Annotated in this window: 20 protein-coding genes; 5 read left to right on the forward strand and 15 right to left on the reverse strand. The window is 63.9% G+C overall.

The window, feature by feature from the left end; translation table 11 throughout:
• Window positions 1-49: 49 nt before the first annotated feature.
• The 15 genes from acpS to rpoE all read right to left on the reverse strand — a co-directional run bounded on the left by acpS (window position 50) and on the right by rpoE (window position 11,712).
• On the reverse strand, window positions 50-439 hold the full coding sequence (gene acpS / locus DB032_RS10240; protein ID WP_107799398.1) for a holo-ACP synthase: 390 nt from the start codon (window positions 437-439) through the stop codon (window positions 50-52).
• The gene (locus DB032_RS10245; RefSeq protein WP_199225868.1) at window positions 436-999 is read right to left on the reverse strand and encodes a metal-dependent hydrolase; all 564 of its coding nucleotides are present in this window, start codon (window positions 997-999) and stop codon (window positions 436-438) included. Before DB032_RS10245 ends, acpS begins: the two co-directional genes overlap by 4 nt.
• Before the next feature lie 5 nt (window positions 1,000-1,004).
• Window positions 1,005-1,730 carry a pyridoxine 5'-phosphate synthase gene (gene pdxJ, locus DB032_RS10250; protein WP_107799399.1) on the reverse strand — a complete coding sequence of 242 codons (726 nt, stop codon included), beginning with the start codon at window positions 1,728-1,730 and terminating at the stop codon, window positions 1,005-1,007.
• A 22-nt stretch (window positions 1,731-1,752) separates the two neighbouring features.
• Complete coding sequence (gene recO / locus DB032_RS10255) at window positions 1,753-2,481, reverse strand: DNA repair protein RecO (RefSeq protein ID WP_107801790.1); 729 nt, start codon at window positions 2,479-2,481, stop codon at window positions 1,753-1,755.
• Window positions 2,478-2,801, reverse strand: a complete 324-nt coding sequence (locus DB032_RS10260; protein ID WP_107799400.1) for an antibiotic biosynthesis monooxygenase — start codon at window positions 2,799-2,801, stop codon at window positions 2,478-2,480. The genes recO and DB032_RS10260 overlap by 4 nt, the downstream gene beginning before the upstream one ends.
• A 7-nt stretch (window positions 2,802-2,808) precedes the next feature.
• On the reverse strand, window positions 2,809-3,699 hold the full coding sequence (gene era / locus DB032_RS10265) for a GTPase Era (RefSeq protein WP_048410780.1): 891 nt from the start codon (window positions 3,697-3,699) through the stop codon (window positions 2,809-2,811).
• Window positions 3,696-4,415 (reverse strand): ribonuclease III, encoded by a 720-nt coding sequence (rnc, locus tag DB032_RS10270; RefSeq protein WP_370445214.1) that lies wholly within the window; start codon window positions 4,413-4,415, stop codon window positions 3,696-3,698. Before rnc ends, era begins: the two co-directional genes overlap by 4 nt.
• Window positions 4,412-4,774: a DUF4845 domain-containing protein gene (locus DB032_RS10275; RefSeq protein ID WP_107799402.1), complete on the reverse strand. Its 363-nt coding sequence runs from the start codon at window positions 4,772-4,774 to the stop codon at window positions 4,412-4,414. The genes rnc and DB032_RS10275 overlap by 4 nt, the downstream gene beginning before the upstream one ends.
• 31 nt (window positions 4,775-4,805) lie before the next feature.
• On the reverse strand, window positions 4,806-5,774 hold the full coding sequence (gene lepB / locus DB032_RS10280) for a signal peptidase I (protein WP_199225869.1): 969 nt from the start codon (window positions 5,772-5,774) through the stop codon (window positions 4,806-4,808).
• Window positions 5,775-7,568 (reverse strand): translation elongation factor 4, encoded by a 1,794-nt coding sequence (gene lepA, locus DB032_RS10285; protein ID WP_107799403.1) that lies wholly within the window; start codon window positions 7,566-7,568, stop codon window positions 5,775-5,777.
• 173 nt (window positions 7,569-7,741) lie between these two features.
• Window positions 7,742-7,981 carry a glutaredoxin family protein gene (locus tag DB032_RS10290; protein ID WP_107799404.1) on the reverse strand — a complete coding sequence of 80 codons (240 nt, stop codon included), beginning with the start codon at window positions 7,979-7,981 and terminating at the stop codon, window positions 7,742-7,744.
• Window positions 7,978-9,396, reverse strand: a complete 1,419-nt coding sequence (locus tag DB032_RS10295; RefSeq protein ID WP_107799405.1) for a DegQ family serine endoprotease — start codon at window positions 9,394-9,396, stop codon at window positions 7,978-7,980. Before DB032_RS10295 ends, DB032_RS10290 begins: the two co-directional genes overlap by 4 nt.
• Window positions 9,397-9,625: 229 nt before the next feature.
• The gene (locus DB032_RS10300; protein ID WP_107799406.1) at window positions 9,626-10,585 is read right to left on the reverse strand and encodes a MucB/RseB C-terminal domain-containing protein; all 960 of its coding nucleotides are present in this window, start codon (window positions 10,583-10,585) and stop codon (window positions 9,626-9,628) included.
• Entirely contained in the window at window positions 10,586-11,110 is a 525-nt protein-coding gene (locus DB032_RS10305; RefSeq protein WP_107799407.1) for a sigma-E factor negative regulatory protein, read from the reverse strand.
• Window positions 11,111-11,112: 2 nt separating this feature from the next.
• Window positions 11,113-11,712 carry an RNA polymerase sigma factor RpoE gene (gene rpoE, locus DB032_RS10310; RefSeq protein ID WP_043641588.1) on the reverse strand — a complete coding sequence of 200 codons (600 nt, stop codon included), beginning with the start codon at window positions 11,710-11,712 and terminating at the stop codon, window positions 11,113-11,115.
• A gap of 293 nt (window positions 11,713-12,005) precedes the next feature.
• Between rpoE and prpB the strand changes: the two genes are divergently transcribed.
• From prpB to DB032_RS10335, 5 genes are all read left to right on the forward strand, one after another.
• Complete coding sequence (gene prpB, locus DB032_RS10315; RefSeq protein ID WP_107799408.1) at window positions 12,006-12,893, forward strand: methylisocitrate lyase; 888 nt, start codon at window positions 12,006-12,008, stop codon at window positions 12,891-12,893.
• The gene (locus DB032_RS10320; protein ID WP_107799409.1) at window positions 12,880-13,209 is read left to right on the forward strand and encodes a cupin domain-containing protein; all 330 of its coding nucleotides are present in this window, start codon (window positions 12,880-12,882) and stop codon (window positions 13,207-13,209) included. Before prpB ends, DB032_RS10320 begins: the two co-directional genes overlap by 14 nt.
• A gap of 32 nt (window positions 13,210-13,241) precedes the next feature.
• Window positions 13,242-14,390, forward strand: coding sequence for a 2-methylcitrate synthase (gene prpC, locus DB032_RS10325; RefSeq protein ID WP_107799410.1), 1,149 nt, complete (start codon window positions 13,242-13,244; stop codon window positions 14,388-14,390).
• A 52-nt stretch (window positions 14,391-14,442) separates the two neighbouring features.
• On the forward strand, window positions 14,443-17,052 hold the full coding sequence (gene acnD, locus DB032_RS10330) for a Fe/S-dependent 2-methylisocitrate dehydratase AcnD (protein ID WP_370445195.1): 2,610 nt from the start codon (window positions 14,443-14,445) through the stop codon (window positions 17,050-17,052).
• 810 nt (window positions 17,053-17,862) lie between these two features.
• Window positions 17,863-18,201, forward strand: coding sequence for an endonuclease domain-containing protein (locus DB032_RS10335; RefSeq protein WP_107799411.1), 339 nt, complete (start codon window positions 17,863-17,865; stop codon window positions 18,199-18,201).
• The last annotated feature ends 40 nt before the right edge of the window (window positions 18,202-18,241 follow it).

An 18,241-nucleotide genomic window follows, 5' to 3' on the forward strand; every position in this document is an offset into this window, starting at 1 on the left:
AGCCGCAACGCCTTGTCTCGCCCTTGCTCGCGAGATCGTAAACACGTTCTTAGCCGGGCGCGGAGCGCTCCAGCACCACAAAAGCCAGCGCGTGGCCGCGTTCGTCGCTGATGGACAGATGACGCGCGCCCACGCCGCGCCGGCTTAAAAATTCTTCCAATTCAGGGCTTAGCGCCAATAGCGGCTTACCCCATTCATCATGCTCGACCCAGATCGCCGTCAGCAACACCAGCGCGCGCACCCCGGTGCCCAGCGCCTTGGCCAGGGCCTCCTTGACCGCGAAGCGCTTGGCCAGAAAGCGCGCCGGATCGGCGCTGTCGGCGAAAGCCCGCCGCTCGGCCGGGGCCAGCATGTGCCGCCCCAGCTTGAAGCCCCAGCGCTGGAACATCCCCCGCATGCGCTCGATGTCCACCAGATCGGTGCCGATGCCGTAAATCATCGTCCGCCCTCCCCGCGTCCGCGCAGCCAAAAAGCGCGGGACAGCCACAGCAGCAGACAGGGCAGCCAGACGTAAAGCAACTCCGAGCTCAGCACCCGCAGCCCCTTGGGGCCCAGCCAGCGGCCGGGCGTCAACGGCGAGCCTTCGATAGGCCGCCAATCAAACAAGAAGCGCCCCGGATGCCAGGGCATCGCCAAAGCCGGGCCATGGGTGGCGTCGGTCCACATGTCCAGCAAGGCGTGGGAGGCCACAGCCAGGCTCAGCACGACAAAAGCGCGTAGCGGCCCCAGACCCAGCCGCGACCACCAGCGGCGCCCGAGCGCGGCCAGCGCGCCGCCGGCGATCAAGGCCAGCGTCAGCGAATGAGAGACGCCGCGATGCCCCCAGGGGCTGGCGTAGGGAATGCCCAACTTGAAAGTGATCACGTCCAGATCCGGCAACATCGCCGCCGCGCCGCACAGCAGCAGCCAGCCGGCCATACCGGGCGCGCGCAGCGGACGCGGCGCGCACAGGCCGGCCAGCGTCGCGCCGGCCAGGGCGTGGGTGACGACGGTGGGCACCGGACTTAGCCGCGCGCGGCCGCCATCAGCGCCTTCATCTCCTTCACCGCCTCGGCGAAGCCGACGAACAGCGCCTGGGCGACGATGGCGTGGCCGATATTCAGTTCCGCGATCTGCGGAATGGCGGCGATCGGCTGCACATTGTGGTAGTTGAGGCCGTGGCCGGCGTTGACCACCATGCCCAGCTCGGCGGCGAAGGCGGCGGCGTCGCGGATGCGCGCCAGCTCGGCGTCGCGCGCCGCGGCGTCATGGGCGTCGGCGTAAGCGCCGGTGTGCAATTCCACCACGCGCGCGCCGGCGTCCCAGGCGCGCTGGATCTGCGCGCGGTCCGGATCGATGAAGATGGACACGCGGATGCCGGCGTCCAGCAGGCTGCGGGTGTAGCGGCTGACATCGGCGAAATGGCCGATGGCGTCCAGGCCGCCCTCGGTGGTGACTTCCTCGCGCTTTTCCGGCACCAGGCACACGTCTTCCGGCTTCACGGCCAGCGCATTGGCCAGCATTTCCTCGGTCATCGCCATTTCCAGGTTGACCCGGGTCTTGACCACTTGGCGCATCGCCACCACGTCGGCGTCCTGAATGTGACGGCGATCCTCGCGCAGATGCAGGGTGATCAGGTCGGCGCCGGCGGTTTCCGCCACCAGCGCGGCCTCCACCGGGCTGGGATAACGGGTGCCGCGCGCCTGGCGCAAGGTGGCGACGTGATCGATGTTTACGCCCAACAGAATCATATTCACTCCCGATAGCTTGGCCTCAATCCGACAGCGAATTGACGGCCTGTAACAGTTCGCGCGAAGCCAGCGGCTCCTCGCCCAATAAAGCGGTCAACCATACTCGCATCAGCGCCCGCGCTTCAAGCCGGGTGGCCGCAGCCGCGTAATCGTCGGCCTCTATCGCCAGCAGGCTGGCGCCGCTGAGCCGCAGCCCGCGCTCCAGGCTCTGGCCGGCGTCGCGCTCCGGCGCGGCGTTGCCCTGGCACCAATAATCAAGTCCGGCGTCCACGTCCGCGCCGTCGCCGTCGCGCAGCAGGCTGGGCGCGTAGCCCAACACCTGGATCAGCCGCAATTCGTAGCGGCGCAGCACCGCGGCCAGACCGCCTTGCCGCGCCAGGCCGCGCACCGCTGCGTCGTAAACGGCGAAGGCGCGCGGCTCGGGGTCGTCGCGCGCGGTCAGCTTCATCATCAGTTCGTTCAGATAAAAACCGCAGATCAGCGGCAGGCCGGACAGCTGCGGCACGCCGCCGTCCCAGTCCGCGCTGTGCAGGGTTCGCAGTTCGGCCTTGCCGAACCAGGACAGGGTCAAGGGCTGGAAAGGCAGCAGCAGGCCGCGCAGATCGGCCCGCGGCCGCCGCGCGCCGCGCGCCACCACCGAAAAACGGCCGTGGTCGCGGCTGAGCACCTCCACCAGCAAACTGGTTTCCCGGTAGGGCTGCGCGTGCAGCACATAGGCCGGCTGGCGATCCACCCTGCCCGGCTGGCTCATCCGGCGCCCCCGGCCGCCGGCCGCGGGCACACCGCGGCCGCGCTCACATTGAAAGCGAATACCCGATACCAGGCTTCCGGTCCGTAGCGCTGGGCGATCAGGCGCTCGGCGCACTGACGCCAGGCGGCGATGGCCTCGACGCTGTCCCAGTAGGACACGGTGTCCCGTCCCGGCTCTCCGCGCTCCAGGCCCAGGAAGCCGGCCTGGCAGGCCGCCAGCCGGGCGATACGCTCCAGCAAGTCGCGGCTGCCGGGCAAGTCCTGCCCTTGCTGCAGAGAAAAAATCACCGTCCAACAGGACGGCGCCAAATGATAGTGCATGAGGGCTTCAGTCCAGGCCGAATTCCCGCAGGAAGCGGACGTCGTCGGCCCAGCCGGATTTGACCTTGACCCAGACCTGCAGGAAGACCTTGCCGTCGAACAATTTTTCCATGTCCATCCGCGCCTCGGTGGAGATTTTCTTCAGCTTCTCCCCGCCGCGGCCGATGACGATGGGCTTCTGGTTTTCCTTGTCCACCAGCACGCCGATATGGATGCGGCGCAGCTCGCCGTCCATTTCGAACATTTCCACTTCCACGTTCATTTCGTACGGCAGCTCTTCGCCCAGGTAGCGGAACAGCTTCTCGCGCACGATCTCGGCGGCCAGGAAGCGTTCGCTCTTGTCGGTGACCATGTCTTCCGGATACAGCGGCATCGATTCCGGCAGATGCGGACGCACTTGCTCCAGCAGCTCGCTCAGGCGCTGGCCGTGCTTGGCGCTGACCACCTCCACGCCGGCGAAGGCGAATTCCGCCTGCACCTCGGCGATGAAGGCCTGCAGCGCGTCGCGGTCCTTGGCCTTGTCCAGTTTGTTCACCACCAGGATCACCGGGGTGCGCTTGGGCAGCAAGGCCATCACTTCGCGGTCCGCGCCGGTGAAGCGCATCGCCTCCAGCACGAACAGCACGCAATCGACGCTGCCCAGCGAGTCCTTGACGCTCTTGTTCAGGGTTTCGTTGAGCGCGCCCTTGTGAAAGGTCTGGAAACCCGGGGTGTCGACGAAGACGAACTGGGCGTTGTTCTCGGTGTGGATGCCGGTGACGCGGTGACGCGTGGTTTGCGCCTTCTTGGACGTGATGCTGATCTTCTGGCCGATCAGATGGTTCATCAGCGTGGACTTGCCGACGTTGGGACGGCCGACGATGGCGACAAAGCCGCAGTGATATTGGATGTCAGTCATATACGTTTCTTGCTCGCAGCGAGTTTTTGTTCCAGCAGGATCAGCGCCGCTTCGGCGGCCTGCTGTTCGGCGGCGCGGCGGCTGCCGCCTTCGCCGGTGGAGCCTATCGCCAGCTCGCCCAGGTCGCATTCCACGCGGAACCATTGCTCATGGGCTTCGCCGCTTTGCGACAGTATCCGGTATTTGGGCAAGGCCAGCTTGCGCGCCTGCAGCGCTTCTTGCAAACGGGTCTTGGCGTCCTTGGCCTGGCGGCTGGTGTCGATGGAGGACACGCGTTCGGCGTAGAGCCTGCGCACCACTTGCTCGGCGCGCAGAAAATCGGAGTCGAAGCTGACCGCGGCGAAAGTGGCTTCCAGCGCGTCGGCGAGGATGGACGGACGGTTGAAACCGCCGCTTTTCAACTCGCCCTCGCCCAGGTACAGGTAATCGCCCAGCTTCAGTTCGTGGGCGATTTCGGCCAGGGTGTTCTGGTTGACCAGATTGGCGCGCAGCCGCGACAGCTCGCCCTCGGTCAGCTTGGGAAATTGATCGAACAGCATGCGGGCGACGGTGTAATTGAGGATGCTGTCGCCCACGAATTCGAAACGCTCGTTGTTGCCGGCGCCGTAACTGCGATGCGTCAAGGCTTGGCGCAGCAACTCCGGCTTCTGAAATGCGTAATCCAGCGCCTGACTCAGGCGCCGGAATCTATTGTCGGTTGGTATCACTTGGCTTATTGCGGGGGCTGGCCCGCTTGGGTATCGAATTTGAACAGCAGACTGACATTGGAGAACAAGGGCACTTCGCGCTGATAAGCGGCGCGGATGTACACGTAATTGCCGCCGGTCACCACCACCAGGTTTTCACCCTTGATCGAGGCGATGCCGGCCACGGCGGCCCGCTGGTTGAAATCCCGGCGAACGGATAGCTCGCCGACATTGCTTTGAGCGGACAAGGCGGTGATCGCCTGGCGCACCTCGGCGTACTCCGAGTACACCGGCATCACCTTCATGCCCAGCACGAGGATCGCGCCCAGCACGATCATCACCAGCAGTACGGAAAACAGCGACAGGCCCTTCTGACGACTGAAATGCATAATGCGCTCCGAGCTTGCGATCTTGCGTTTATCAGTGAATGGTTTTGCCGATGCGGGACAGGTCGCCAAAGTTCATCCAGATCATGAAGGCCTTGCCCACCATCAGCTTGTCGTTGACGAAGCCCCAGTAGCGGCCGTCCAGGCTGTTGTCGCGGTTGTCGCCCAGCATGAAGTAATGGCCGGCCGGCACCTTGCAGACAAAACCATTGTCATCATAGCGGCAGTTGTCGCGGAACGGGAAGTCCTGCACCTGGCTCAAAGCCACAGTGGGCGAACCGTCGTTGTTCAGCACCGAGTACGTGCGCGACCCCATGGTTTCCTTGTAGCGCTTGGCGTTGATCATCATCAAGCCCTGCTCCAGGTATTCATAGTTGCCGTCGTCGGCGTCCGGCAGCGGCTTGCCGTTGACGCTCAGGCGCTTGTCGCGGTACTCGACCACGTCGCCCGGCAGGCCGATGGCGCGCTTGATGTAGTTGACCTTGGGGTTGGGCGGGAAGTTGAACACCACCACGTCGCCGCGCTCCACCTTGTCCACCGGCGCGAACACGGTGTTCAGCACCGGCACGCGCAGGCCGTAGGTGAATTTGTTTACCAGGATGAAATCGCCCACCACCAGGCCCGGACGCATCGAGCTGCTGGGAATCTGGAACGGCTCGGCGATGAAGGAACGCAGCAGGAACACCACCAGGATCACCGGGAAGAAGCCGCGAGAATAGTCGACGAAATGGCCGGCCGGGGTCTCCGCCGCGCGGCGCTTGGCCAGCACCAGCTTGTCCGCCAGCCATACCGCGCCGGTGATCAGCACGAAGACCAGCATCACCGCGGTGAAGCTCATATAGTTGGACAGCAGGCCGAAGCCGCCGATCAGCACCGCCAGGTAGCCCCACTGCACCGCCTGCGGCCAATCCTTGGCGCCCTCTTGCTTCTTGCCGCCAAAAGCGATCAGCATGCCGCCGATCGCCACCGCCACGACAAACACCCAGAACAGATTTCCGCCCACTTATTTGTCCCCTACTTGAAGGATTGCCAGGAATGCTTCCTGCGGAATTTCCACATTGCCCACCTGCTTCATGCGCTTCTTGCCCGCCTTCTGCTTCTCCAGCAGTTTTTTCTTACGGGTGATGTCGCCGCCGTAGCACTTGGCCAACACGTTCTTGCGCAAGGCCTTGACCGTCTCGCGCGCGATGATGTGGCCGCCGATGGCCGCCTGCACCGCGATATCGAACATCTGACGCGGAATCAGTTCGCGCATCTTGGACACCAGTTCGCGGCCGCGGTAGACGCTGGAGGCGCGGTGCACGATCAGCGACAGCGCGTCGACCTTCTCGCCATTGACCAGCACATCCAGCTTGACCAGATCGGCGCTCTGGAATTCCTTGAATTCGTAATCCAGCGAGGCGTAGCCGCGGCTGGTGGACTTCAGCTTGTCGAAGAAGTCCATCACCACTTCGTTCATCGGCAGATCGTAGGTGAGCATCACCTGACGGCCCATGTACTGCATATTGCGCTGTACGCCGCGCTTCTGGTTGCACAGCGTCATCACCGCGCCGACATAGTCTTGCGGCACCAGGATGGTGGAGGTGATGATGGGTTCGCGCAACTCGTCGTACTTGCCGGCGTCCGGCATCCGCGACGGGTTGGACACCACTTCCACCACGCCGTCCTTCATCACCACTTCGTAGTTCACCGTGGGCGCGGTGGTGATCAGGTCCATGTCGAACTCGCGCTCCAGGCGCTCCTGCACGATCTCCAGGTGCAGGAGGCCGAGGAAGCCGCAGCGGAAGCCGAAGCCCAGCGCCTGCGACACTTCCGGCTCGTACTTCAGCGAAGCGTCGTTCAGCTGCAGTTTTTCCAGCGCGTCGCGCAGCGCTTCGTAGTCGTGGCTTTCCACCGGATACAGGCCGGCGAATACCTGGGACTGCACTTCCTTGAAGCCCGGCAGCGCCTCGGTGGCCGGCTTGGACACCAGGGTGATGGTGTCGCCGACCTTGGCCGATTTCAATTCCTTGATGCCGGCGATGACGAAGCCCACCTCGCCCGCGTTCAGATTCGGACGCTGGACGGATTTGGGCGTGAACACGCCCACCTGCTCGCACAGATGCTCGGCGCCGGTGGCCATGAACTTGATCTTGTCCTTGGGCTTCAGCGAACCGTCGATCACGCGCACCAGCATCACCACACCGACGTAGTTGTCGAACCAGGAGTCGACGATCAAAGCCTTCAGAGGGCCGCCCGCATCGCCCTTTGGCGGCGGAACCTTGCTGACCACTTCTTCCAGAATGTCCTCGATGCCGATGCCGGACTTGGCCGAAGCGCGCACCGCGTCCGCCGCCTCGATGCCGATAATGTCTTCGATTTCCTGGCTGACGCGCTCCGGCTCGGCGGCCGGCAGGTCGATCTTGTTCAGCACCGGCACCACTTCCACGCCCAGCTCGATAGCGGTGTAGCAGTTGGCCACGGTCTGCGCTTCCACGCCTTGCGAGGCGTCCACCACCAGCAGCGCGCCTTCGCAGGCGGACAGCGAGCGCGACACTTCATAGGAGAAGTCCACGTGTCCGGGGGTGTCGATCAGGTTCAGGTTATAGACCTGACCGTCGCGCGCCTTGTAGCTCAAGGCCGCGGTCTGCGCCTTGATGGTGATGCCGCGCTCTTTCTCGATGTCCATCGAGTCCAGCACCTGGGCGCTCATTTCGCGCATTTCCAGGCCGCCACAGAATTGAATGAAGCGGTCGGCCAGGGTCGATTTGCCATGGTCGATATGGGCAATGATCGAGAAATTTCGAATGTTTTTCATGATATCCAGCAAAAGATAAGGGCACGCTAGCGTGCCCGGAACTGCCGATGGAAGCCGCGGGCCTGATGAAAGCGGCTCATCATCAGGATTGCGACCTCTAAAGCCGTTAACAGCCCATCCAGCAAGCGGGGGCACCCAAGTGCCCCCGATATAAACTCACACTGGCGCGGATTTTAGCCGATTTCGCCCAAATGTGCAGCCAATGCGGCCTGATCCAGGCGCCAATGGCAGATTTCGGTCTCATCCGCCATCAGAACCGGCACCAGTTCGTTGAAGCGGCGCTCCAGCTCCGGGTCGGCGTCGACATCGACGACGTCCAGCTCGAAGCCGTACCGCTCGCGCCAGGGCTGCAGCTCGGCCAGCATCTGATGGCACAAGCTGCAGTATTCGCGGAAATACAGCGTCAGCCTCACTTGCCGTCGCCCACCGGCAGCGGGATGAACTGGGTAATCCCCTGGCGCAGCACTTGCAGCGCGATCGACGAGCCCTTCTTGGCCGCGGACAAGGCGGACTTCAGCTGCTCGACATTGGCCAGCGGCTCGCTGCCGATGCCCACGATCACGTCGCCCGGCTGAATGCCCGCGCGCATCGCCACATTATTGGCGCCGCGCACCAGCAGGCCGTACTTGATGCCGGCGCGCTGCAACTGCGCCGGATTCAGCACCTGCAGCCGCAAGCCGATCTGCGAGAAGCTCTGCTCGGCCGGACGTTCCTGCTGCGAGCCGCGGTATTCGCGCTGCGCCAGCCTCGGGTCCTGATCCTGCTGCTCCACCGGCACCACCTTGGCCGACACCGCGGCGCGAGCGCGCCACAGGCCCAAGGTCACCGGCTTGCCGGGCGGAATGCTGCCGATCAGCCGCTGCAGATCGGAGCCGGATTCAACCGGCTTGCCGTCCACTTGCTGGATGATGTCGCCGGGCTTGACGCCGGCCTTGGCCGCCGGCCCGCCCGGCTCCACCGCGTTGATCAGCGCGCCGGCCGGCTTGGCCAGACCGAAGGAGGCGGCCAGATCCTGGCTCAACTCCTGGATCACCACGCCGATCTTGCCGCGGCTGACATGGCCCTTGGCCTTCAGCTGAGCCACCACGTCCATCGCCACGTCAATAGGGATGGCGAAGGAAATGCCCATGAAACCGCCGGAACGGCTGAAGATCTGGGAGTTGACGCCCACCACTTCGCCCCTGGCGTTGAACAGCGGGCCGCCGGAATTGCCGGGGTTGATCGCGGCGTCGGTCTGAATGAAGGGCACGAAGGTTTCATCCGGCAGCATGCGGTTCTTGCCGGAGACGATGCCGGAAGTGGCGGTGTTCTCGAAGCCGAACGGCGAGCCGATGGCCAACACGCCCTCGCCCACTTTCAAGGCGTTGGCGTCGCCGCGGCGCACCACCGGCAGCTTGTCGGCCTCAATCTTCAGCAGCGCCACGTCGGTGCGGGCGTCGGAGCCTATCACCTTGGCCTTGTACTCGCGCTTGTCCGTCAGCTTGACGGTGATTTCATCGGCGCGGGCCACCACGTGCGCATTGGTCAGCACATAGCCGTCGGCGGAAATGATGAAGCCGGAACCCAGCGACGACTCTTGCCGCTCCTGGGCGCGCGGCGGCGCGAAACGACGGAAGAATTCAAAGAAGGGGTCGCCGCTCATGCCCTCGGGCAGATCGTTACTGACCTCGCGCACCGTGGACTTGGTGCTGATGTTGACGACGGCCTTGCCCTCGTTAGAGACAATCTGGCTGAAGTCCGGCAGTTCCGCGGCCATTGCAGCGGGCACCGCGCCCGCCATAATAGAGGCCGCCAGCATGGCGGAAACAATCAGTTTTTTAACCGGCATGAGCGCTCCATCTTGATATGTTGTGTTTGAGACGCGCCGGCGGAAGCCGGCTGGGGAATTTCAGCGTCGAACCGGCCGCGCGCCAGGCGCCCGGCCGCGGCGTTCGCCGCCGAGAAAAACTGGAAAGCCGGCGTCAAGGCGCCGGCGCCGCCCGGTCCGTTCCGCGCAAGTGCGCCGCCGGAGGCCGGGCCTCCGGATGGGCTTGCAGGAACGTCCACGAGCTTGGCCGTCATGGCTTGAGGCTGACTTTCAACCCTTTCAGCAGCCCCATCATCGCCGGCTCGGGCATATCGCCCACCGCGGTCAGCTGGTAGCTGCCTTGCGGACCGGTGGCCATATTGATGGCGCCGTGCAGATTGCTGCTGCGTTCCAGCCGCGCGCCTTCCGGCTGCGTCTCGACGAACAGCGACAGCATCACCAAGCCGTCGGAATACACCATGTGGCGCACCGACTTGCCCGCCTGGCCCGGCAGACTGCGCTGCACCGAGCGCAGCAGATGGAAGCCATTGGGCAGCCCGGACACATCGTTGTCCACTTGCGCGCCGGCCTGCGGCGTCGACGCGCCGCCGGAGCGCAGCAGGAACTTCTGCGCGAACTTGGGCCGATAGGCTCGCTTGTCCTTGGGGCCGTTCAGGTCGATGTCGGTGAAGGTGAACTGCTCCACCGCCTCGCCCTTGGGCGACAAGGTCACCATCTTCAAAGGCAGCGAGGTCAGCGGCTCCACGCACATGCGCAGGCTGTAGCGCTGCCTGTCCTTGGGCCGCAGCTCCAGCAGATTGCAATCGCGCTGAGCCACCCGGTCGCTGCCCACGTGCTTGAGCGCATACGACTGGTTGATCTCGCTCATGTCCTCCGGCAGCAAGGCCGGAAACAGGCGCATCGCGCTGATCTTGGCCGCGTTCAAGGCTTTCTTGTCCGGCGCGAAACAGGCCAGCTCATTGCCTTTGCGGACAATTTCGCGGGAAGGCCCGTCCAAGGACGTCCGCTTTTCCCGCATGGCTTCGCCTTGGCCTTCCCTGACGATGTGGAAGGTTTCCAGCGTGCCGTTCATCTGGTGCAGATAGGTGCCGTTCAGCGCCTGCTGGCGTCCGGCAGCCGCCACATTGCGCAGCAGCTGCCAGTCATCCTCTGCATGGGCGGCAGGCGCGGCCGCCACAACCATCAAACTGATCAGAGGAATTACACGCATTTAACGGCGAGCTCCGTTTCCGTAGGATACTTTCATATTGCCTTGTTCGGAGGTCACTTCCTGATGAGCCAGCAGATAGGGGTCGTCGCGCTCGGGCTGGCTGGCTTGCGCCGGCTGGGCCACTTGCACCGGCACGCCCTTGTCCGCCACCAGCGAGGCCGGCTCGCCGCGGTGCGAGAGCTGCTGCCAGCCCACTACGGCGGCGAAGCTCACGCTGGCGGCCAGCGCCACCGCGCCTGCGGTGCGGACGCTGGCGACCAAGGCCACCCCGCCTGCGGCGCGGCCGCGCGCCGGGCGCAACCAGCGCCGCGGCGCAAGCACCGTGGGCTCGTCCGCCAGCCGGCTGGCGACCTGCTCTCGCACATTGAGCGCAACCATGCGGTTGGCGCGCATCGCGTCGCCAATCAAGTGATACTCGCCCCAGGCGGCATCCAGTTGCTTGTCAGATGAAATGGAGGCGATGGCTCTGCCTATGTCAGAGTCGTCCAGTTCGCCATCCATCATCGCGGATATCGTTTCTTTCATACCTACCACCTTCTGTTCTTGGCCGTATCCAGCAAAGGCCTGAGCTCGGCAGCAATCGCCTCGCGCGCCCGGAAAATCCGCGAGCGCACGGTGCCTATCGGGCAATCCATCACCTTGGCGATTTCATCGTAGGATAGACCGTCCATTTCCCTGAGCGAAATTGCGGTTCTTAGTTCCTCCGGCAAAGCCTCCACGGCGGCATTGACCGTTGCCAGAATCTCCTTATTCATCAGCTCGGTTTCGGGCGTGTTCAGGTCGGGCAGCTGCGACGCCATGTCGAAGCTCTCGCCGTCCTCGTCCTCTATCTCGCTGTTGACCACCGGACGACGTCCGGAGGCGCTAAGGAAATTCTTGGCAGTATTGATGCCGATTCTGTACAGCCATGTGTAAAACGCGCTCTCGCCACGAAACGACGGCAAGGCACGATACGCTTTGACAAACGCCTCTTGCGTCACATCCTCGATGTCTGCGCCGTCGCGGATAAACCGCGACAACAACCTGGCGAGACGTCGCTGATACTTGGCAACAAGCAGATCGAAAGCTCTTTTTTCACCTCGCTGGGCACGCTCCACCAACTGTTGATCGAGATCCCGATCACTCATGTCGTTGTTATGCTCCCTGATTTGCCCACTAGTCGTGTTTGTGGTCGTTGTATGTGGACTGTGACTAGACCACCGCGCTTGCGATGAGTTCCCCCACGCGATTCAGCAGCGAAACATAACAGACCTCGAACAAAACTTGAACATTTGTTTTAACCGTATTGCCAGCGCTCAAACCAGCCCTTACACTCCTACCAAGCACTTGCTTGAATGACATAAAGATAACAATGCAAAGCCAAATAGTTTCAGACTTCACGGCTTTGCCGTTTCTCCGCAACTTTTAGGAATCCAACGCGATGAGCACTCCCGGCCAACGCTTCCGTCTGGCGGTAGCACAAGAACAGCCCTTGCAGGTGGTGGGCGCGGTCAACGCCTACGCCGCCCGGCTGGCCGAGCACTCCGGCTTCAAGGCGCTGTATCTGTCCGGCGGCGGCGTGGCCGCCTGCTCCTGCGGCATCCCGGACTTGGGCATCACCACGCTGGAAGACGTGCTGATCGACGTGCGCCGCATCACCGACGTCACCGAACTGCCGCTCCTGGTGGACATCGACACCGGCTGGGGCGGCGCCTTCAATATCGCCCGCGCGGTCCGCAGCCTGGAGAAGGCCGGCGCCGCCGCGGTGCATATCGAGGACCAGGTGCAGCAAAAACGCTGCGGCCATCGCCCCAACAAGGCCATCGTCAGCCAGGAGGAAATGGCGGACCGAGTCAAGGCGGCGGTGGACGCGCGCCGCGACGACGGCTTCGTGATCATGGCGCGCACCGACGCGCTGGCGGTGGAGGGCCTGGACGCCGCCATCGCGCGCGCCGTTGCCTGCGTCGAGGCCGGCGCAGACATGATCTTCCCGGAGGCGATGACCGATCTGGCCATGTACCGCCGCTTCGCCGAGGCGGTGAAAGTGCCGGTGCTGGCCAATATCACCGAGTTCGGCGCCACCCCGCTGTTCAATACCCGCGAGCTGGGCGAACACGGCGTCGGCCTGGTGCTCTATCCCTTGTCCGCCTTCCGCGCGATGAGCCAGGCCGCGCTCGACGTCTACGGCGCGATCCGCCGCGACGGCGGCCAACAGGCGGTGCTGGACACCATGCAGACTCGCGCCGATCTTTATGCGCACTTGGACTACCACGCCTACGAACAAAAGCTGGACGCGCTGTTCCGCCAGGAAGGCCATGGTGCCGAATAATCTGTTTGGCGACATCCCGGCGCAGTTGCCGGAAGAGTTGCTGCAGACTTTATTCAGCGGCGCAAAAGGCTTCCGCGTCGAGCGCATCGTCTCGCGCGGCCATGCTTCGCCGGAGGGATTCTGGTACGAACAGGACGAAGATGAATGGGTTCTGCTGCTGTCCGGCGCGGCGGAACTGGAATACCAGGACCCGCCCCGGCGTCTCAGGCTGAAACCGGGCGATTGCGTGGCCATCCCCGCGCGTCGCCGGCACCGGGTGGCCTGGACCGAGCCGGAGCGGGACAGCGTCTGGCTGGCCGTTTTCTACGAAAAATAATCATTCCGCAGGTCTGCGATCAGGAGAAAAACATGAGCGAAACCGTTGTTGGCATCAAACCCAAGAAATCCGTAGCCCTGTCCGGCGTCGCCGCCGGCAATACCGCGCTGTGCACCGTGGGCCGCAGCGGCAACGATCTGCACTACCGCGGCTACGACATCCTCGACCTCGCCGGCCGTTGCGAATTCGAGGAAGTGGCCTATCTGCTGGTTCACGGCAAGCTGCCGAACAAGGCCGAGCTGGTCGGCTACAAGAAAAAGCTGAAATCGCTGCGCGGCCTGCCGGCGGCGGTGAAGGCGGTGCTGGAGGCGCTGCCGGCCAGCGCCCATCCCATGGACGTGATGCGCAGCGGCGTGTCCGCGCTGGGCTGCGCGCTGCCGGAGAAGGACGATCACAACCAGGCCGGCGCGCGCGACATCGCCGACCGGCTGATGGCCAGCCTGGGCTCGATGCTGTTGTACTGGCATCATTTCAGCCACAACGGCAAGCGCATCGAGGTGGAAACCGACGACGACAGCATAGGCGGCCACTTCCTGCACCTGCTGCACGGCGAAAAACCGTCTCAGGAATGGGTGCGCGCGATGCACACCTCGCTCAATCTATACGCCGAGCATGAATTCAACGCCTCCACCTTCGCCGCCCGCGTCATCGCCGGCACCGGTTCGGACATGCACAGCGCCATCGCCGGCGCCATCGGCGCCTTGCGCGGCCCCAAGCACGGCGGCGCCAACGAAGTGGCCTTCGACATCCAGCAGCGCTATGAAAGCCCGGCCGACGCCGAGGCCGACATCCGCGAGCGCGTGGAGCGCAAGGAAGTGGTGATCGGCTTCGGCCACCCGGTCTACACCATCTCCGATCCGCGCAACAAGGTGATCAAGGACGTGGCGCGCGAACTGTCCAAGTCCGCCGGCAACAGCAAGATGTTCGACATCGCCGAACGGCTGGAAACCGTGATGTGGGACATCAAGAAGATGTTTCCCAATCTGGACTGGTTTTCCGCGGTCAGTTACCACATGATGGGCGTGCCCACCGCCATGTTCACCCCGCTGTTCGTCATCGCCCGCACCAGCGGCTGGAGCGCGCACGTGATCGAGCAGCGCCAGGACGGCAAGATCATCCGCCCCAGCGCCAATTACGTCGGCCCGGAAGACCAGGTCTTCGTGCCGCTGGAACAGCGCTGACCGGACCGGGGGCCGTCGCGCCCCCGCCCCTGATTTTCAAATTGGCCAAGACATGATGAATTCCGCTTACCGCATTCCCCTGCCCGGCACCGGGCTCGACTATTTCGACGCCCGCGCCGCCGTCGACGCCATCCGCCCCGGCGCCTGGGAGCAACTGCCCTACACCGGCCGCATCCACGCCGAAAACCTGGTGCGCCGCTGCGAACCGGCGCTGCTGGGCGACTGCCTGGAGCAAATCGCCCATCGCAAGCGCGAGCGCGATTTCCCCTGGTTTCCGGCGCGCGTGGTCTGTCACGACATCCTGGGCCAGACCGCCCTGGTGGACCTGGCCGGCCTGCGCGACGCCATCGCCGATCAGGGCGGCGACCCGGCCCAGGTCAATCCGGTGGTGCCGGTGCAGTTGATCGTCGACCATTCACTGGCGGTGGAATGCGGCGGCTTCGACCCGCAGGCTTTCGAAAAGAACCGCGCGATCGAAGACCGGCGCAACGAAGACCGCTTCCATTTCATCGAGTGGACCAAGAGCGCCTTCGACAATGTCGACGTGATCCCCGCCGGCAACGGCATCATGCACCAGATCAATCTGGAGAAAATGTCGCCGGTGATCCACGCCGACAACGGTGTGGCCTACCCGGACACCTGTGTCGGCACCGACAGCCACACCCCGCACGTGGACGCGCTGGGCGTGATCGCCGTCGGCGTCGGCGGTCTGGAAGCGGAAAACGTGATGCTGGGCCGCGCCTCCTGGATGCGGCTGCCGGACATCGTCGGCGTGGAACTGTCCGGCAAGCCCGGCCCAGGCATCACCGCCACCGACGTGGTGCTGGCGCTGACCGAATTCCTGCGCCAGCAGAAAGTGGTGGGCGCATATCTGGAGTTCTACGGCCCGGGCGCCGCGGCGCTGACCCTGGGCGACCGCGCCACCATCTCCAATATGGCGCCGGAGTACGGCGCCACCGCGGCGCTGTTCTTCATCGACGAGCAGACCCTCTCCTATCTGAAGCTGACCGGCCGCAGCGATGAGCAGGTCCGGCTGGTGGAAAGCTACGCCAAGACCGCCGGCCTGTGGGCCGACACGCTGCAAAACGTCGTGTACGAGCGAGTGCTGCGCTTCGACCTGTCCAGCGTGGGCCGCAACCTGGCCGGCCCGTCCAACCCTCACAAGCGGCTGCCGGTGTCGGCGCTGGCCGAACGCGGCATCGCCGTCAATCTGGCGCAGGCGCGCGCGCAGGAAGCCCAGGGCCTGATGCCGGACGGCGCGGTGATCATCGCCGCCATCACCAGCTGCACCAATACCTCCAACCCGCGCAATGTGATCGCCGCCGGCCTGCTGGCGCGCAAGGCCAACCGGCTGGGCCTCGTCCGCAAACCCTGGGTCAAGTCCTCGCTGGCGCCCGGCTCCAAGGCGGTTGAGCTCTATCTGAAGGAAGCCGGCCTGCTGTCCGAGCTGGAACAGCTGGGCTTCGGCATCGTCGCCTTCGCCTGCACCACCTGCAACGGCATGTCCGGCGCGCTGGAGCCCAAGATCCAACAGGAGATCGTGGAACGCGATCTGTACGCGACGGCGGTATTGTCCGGCAACCGCAACTTCGACGGACGCATCCACCCCTACGCCAAACAGGCCTTCCTGGCCTCGCCGCCGCTGGTGATCGCCTACGCCATCGCCGGCACCATGCGCTTCGATATCGAGAAAGACGTGCTCGGCGTCGCCGACGGCAAGGAGATCCGGCTCAAGGACATCTGGCCGGACGACGCGGAGATAGACGCGGTGCTGCGCCGGGCGGTCAAGCCCGAACACTTCCGCCAGGTCTACGAGCCGATGTTCGCCATCCGGCGCGACGGCGCCGCCAAGGCCAGCCCGCTGTACGCATGGCGGCCGCAGTCCACCTATATCCGCCGCCCGCCGTACTGGGAGGGCGCGCTGGCCGGCGAGCGCACGCTGCGCGGCATGCGTCCGCTGGCCCTGCTGCCGGACAATATCACCACCGACCACCTGTCGCCTTCCAACGCCATTCTGCTGGACTCGGCGGCCGGCGAATACCTGGCGAAAATGGGCCTGCCGGAGGAGGACTTCAACTCCTACGCCACCCACCGCGGCGATCACCTGACCGCGCAGCGCGCCACCTTCGCCAACCCCAAGCTGTTCAATGAAATGGTGTTGAACGAAGACGGCTCGGTGCGCCAGGGCTCGCTGGCGCGCGTGGAGCCGGAAGGCGAGACGATGCGGATGTGGGAGGCGATCGAAACCTATATGCGGCGCAAGCAGCCGCTGATCATCGTCGCCGGCGCCGACTACGGCCAGGGCAGTTCGCGCGACTGGGCGGCCAAGGGCGTGCGCCTGGCCGGCGTAGAGGCCATCGTCGCCGAAGGCTTCGAGCGCATCCACCGCACCAATCTGATCGGCATGGGCGTGCTGCCGCTGGAGTTCAAACCCGGCGTCAATCGCAAGACGCTGGCGCTGGACGGCAGCGAGACTTACGACGTGATCGGCCAGCGCCAGCCGCGCGCCGAGCTGACGCTGCTGATCCACCGCAAGGACGGCAGCACGGAACAAGCGCCGGTGACCTGTAGGCTGGACACCGCGGAAGAAGTGTCGATCTACGAGGCCGGCGGCGTGCTGCAGCGTTTCGCCCAGGACTTTTTGGAGGGGGAGGGAGGCTGAACCCCTCTCCCCCGGCCCCTCTCCCTCAAGGGGAGAGGGGTGACTTTCAACTTCATTTTATTTATGGCATGAGCCCATGATTCCATCGCTTGGTTTGCCAATAAGGTAAGGTAGGCAGGTTAACTGTCAGCAACTCAGCAAGCCCTTCCTCCCTCGCGGGAGGGGGAGACTTTCAACTTCATTTTATTTCTGGCACGAGCCAGCGACTCCATCGCTTGGTTTGCCAATAAGGTAAGGTAGGCAGGTTAACTATCAGCAACTCAGCAAGTCCTTCCTCCCTCGCGGGAGGGGGAGCCTTTCAACTTCATTTTATTTCTGGCACGAGCCAGCGACTCCATCGCTTGGTTTGCCAATTAAGGTAAGGTAGGCAGGTTAACTGTCAGCAACTCAGCAAGCCCTTCCTCCCTCGCGGGAGGGGAGACTTTCAACTTCATTTTATTTATGGCACGAGCCGACGATTCCATCGCTTGGTTTGCCAATAAGGTAAGGTAGGCAGGTTAGCTGTCAGCAACTCAGCAAGCCCTTCCTCCCTCATGGGAGGGGAAGACTTTCAACTTCATTTTATTTATGGCATGAGCCGACGATTCCCTCGCTTGGTTTGCCAATAAGGTAAGGTAGGCAGATTAACTGTCAGCAACTCAGCAAGCCCTTCCTCCCTCGCGGGAGAGGGGACTTTCAACTTCATTTTATTTATGGCGTGAGCCGACGATTCCCTCGCTTGGTTTGCCAACAAGGTAAGGCACGCAGGCTAACTGTCAGCAGCTCAGCAAGCCCCTCTCCCCCTGCGGGAGAGGGGTTGGGGAGAGGGGTATGCGCCAGCTCGATTTCGCCAAGTCCTTACGGCGCAATATGACCGATGCCGAACAGCGACTCTGGAAGCGGCTCCGCGCCCACCGGCTGAACGGCGAGAAATTCCGCCGCCAACAGCCGATCGGCCCCTACATCGTCGATTTCGTCCACTTCGGCTCGCGGCTAATCATAGAGGCGGACGGCGGCCAGCATCATGAAAGCCGCGGCGACGCCGCTCGCGACGCTTGGCTGCAGGCGCAGGGCTTCAGAGTCATGCGCTTCTGGAACAACGATATTCTGCACAATCAGGACGCGGTCCTAGAAGCGATCTGGCAAGCGCTAAACGCCCGGACACAATGAACACAGCGGCGTCCCGACCACGGAACCGCCGCAAGCACAG

The organism is Chromobacterium sp. Panama (assembly GCF_003052555.1).
GTDB lineage: Bacteria > Pseudomonadota > Gammaproteobacteria > Burkholderiales > Chromobacteriaceae > Chromobacterium.